Annotated in this window: 1 protein-coding gene and 1 pseudogene; both read right to left on the reverse strand. The window is 68.8% G+C overall.

Annotated features, from left to right (window positions below; genetic code table 11):
• Window positions 1–220 (reverse strand): annotated as a pseudogene (locus tag ABZ646_RS47025) (two-component sensor histidine kinase); the annotation flags it as partial.
• A 59-nt stretch (window positions 221–279) separates the two neighbouring features.
• The gene (locus ABZ646_RS47030) at window positions 280–957 is read right to left on the reverse strand and encodes a response regulator transcription factor (RefSeq protein WP_132893872.1); all 678 of its coding nucleotides are present in this window, start codon (window positions 955–957) and stop codon (window positions 280–282) included.
• Between the last annotated feature and the right edge of the window lie 217 nt (window positions 958–1,174).

A 1,174-nucleotide genomic window follows, 5' to 3' on the forward strand; every position in this document is an offset into this window, starting at 1 on the left:
GCTCCTTCGAGACCTGACTGCGCAGTATCTCGGCGGTGACGTCCTCGTCCCCGAGGATCCGGCTGTCCACGATGCTGGCGAGCCGCAGGGCCTCGGAGTCGACGCGCTCCTGGGCGCTGTTGCTGATGGTCCGCGACTCGACGATGACGAGGGAGACGCCGAACACGGCGATGACGACGAGCACCACGGCGAGGGTGGACTGGATCAGACGACGACGCACAGCACTCTCCGGGAATCGGCCACATCAGCGCCCGGGCGGGGGCGCGCGGTGCAGCCGGCCTAGCTCTTCTCGAAACGGAACCCGACACCACGCACGGTGGCGATGTAGCGCGGGTTCGCCGCGTCGTCGCCGAGCTTCTTGCGCAGCCACGAGATGTGCATGTCGAGCGTCTTGGTGGACGACCACCACGTCGTGTCCCAGACCTCGCGCATCAGCTGGTCCCTGGTCACCACGCGGCCTGCGTCCCGCACCAGCACCCGCAGCAGGTCGAACTCCTTGGCGGTGAGCTGGAGTTCCTCGTCCCCCATCCACGCCCGGTGGGACTCGACGTCGATGCGCACACCGTGGGTGGCCGGCGGCTGCGCGGGTTCCGTGGCCCCCCTGCGCAGCAGCGCCCGTACCCGGGCGAGCAGTTCGGCGAGCCGGAACGGCTTGGTGACGTAGTCGTCGGCGCCCGCGTCGAGACCGACGACGGTGTCCACCTCGTCGGCCCGTGCGGTCAGGATGAGGATCGGCACGGCGTGGCCCTCGGCCCGCAGCCGGCGCGCGACCTCCAGGCCGTCCATTCCGGGCAGCCCGAGGTCGAGCACGACCAGATCGATGCCGCCCTGCATTCCGGCGTCGAGTGCGGTCGGTCCGTCCTCGCGCACCTCGACCTCGTAACCTTCCCGGCGCAGGGCGCGGGCCAGCGGCTCCGAGATGGACGCGTCGTCCTCGGCGAGCAGTACACGGGTCATGAGCTGATGGTAGACCGCTCACGCGCAGTACTGGAGTGTGATCGGCACGCGGGATTCTTACCTTGGGGCACAGTGGTACGAACCTGTGGGTGACGGGTGCGATCGTAGAAGGGACCTTCGAAACCCGTCCTGAGGTTCCCCCGACACCTGTGATCCGTGTCTCAAGTCCTTCCATATCCGGCAGTGTCCTCGGCCAGGGCGGGCACCGTCAGCCGCC

This window comes from Streptomyces sp. NPDC007162, assembly GCF_040634175.1.
In the GTDB taxonomy this organism is placed as follows: domain Bacteria; phylum Actinomycetota; class Actinomycetes; order Streptomycetales; family Streptomycetaceae; genus Streptomyces.

Excerpts from the sequence above, each read along its gene's own strand:
- ABZ646_RS47030 (WP_132893872.1), bottom strand. The coding sequence starts at position 957 with ATGACCCGTGTACTGCTCGCCGAGGACGACGCGTCCATCTCGGAGCCG.